The organism is Streptomyces sp. TRM70350, assembly GCF_019219825.1.
GTDB lineage: Bacteria > Actinomycetota > Actinomycetes > Streptomycetales > Streptomycetaceae > Streptomyces.
The window spans coordinates 1-737 of sequence record NZ_JAHUXH010000113.1 but is presented as its reverse complement, the minus strand read 5'-3'; the positions used below and the strand labels follow the sequence as shown (position 1 = coordinate 737).

The window sequence follows — 737 nt, the reverse complement described above, 5'->3', positions numbered from 1 at the left end:
TCCTCGGCGTCGAGGGTGCCGCCCATCGCCTCGGCGAAGCCCCGGGCGACCGCGAGGCCGAGGCCCACTCCGGCCCCGCGCGGGGCGTCGCCGTACCGCTGGAAGGGCTCGAAGATCCGTTCCTTCGCCTCGTCCGGCACGCCCGGCCCCCGGTCCACGACCCGCACCTCGACGCGGTCGGCGATGGCACTGGCGGCGACCAGCACGGGCGTACCGTCCGGGCTGTACTTGACCGCGTTCTCCACGACGTTGGCGACCGCCCGCTCCAGCAGGCCCTTGTCGACATGGACCATCGGCAGGGTCTCGGGAACGTCCAGGGCCACGCTGTCCTCCGGTACGCCGCCCAGCGCCATCGGCACGACCTCGTCGAGGTCGACCTCGCGGATGATCGGCGTGACCGTGCCGGTCTGCAGGCGGGACATGTCGAGCAGGTTGCCCACCAGATGGTCGAGCCGGTCGGCGCCCTCCTCGATCGCCTCCAGGAGGTCCGCCCGGTCCTGCTCGGACCACTCGACGTCGTCCGAACGCAGCGAGGTGACCGACGCCTTGATACCCGCGAGCGGCGTACGCAGGTCATGGCTGACGGCGGCCAGCAGCGCCGTACGGATCCGGTTGCCCTCGGCCAGCGTGCGGGCCTGGTCGGCCTCCTCCTGGAGGCGGCGGCGGTCCAGTACGACTGCCGCCTGGGCGGCGAACGCGGCCAGCACGCGCCGGTCCTCGGCGGGCAGCACCCGGCC

At 73.5% G+C, this 737-nt stretch carries 1 protein-coding gene; it reads right to left on the bottom strand.

What is annotated here, in order from left to right; translation table 11 throughout:
* Window positions 1-737, bottom strand: a 737-nt coding sequence (locus KWI83_RS37810; RefSeq protein WP_256363399.1) for a sensor histidine kinase KdpD, incomplete at both ends; no start/stop codon positions are given.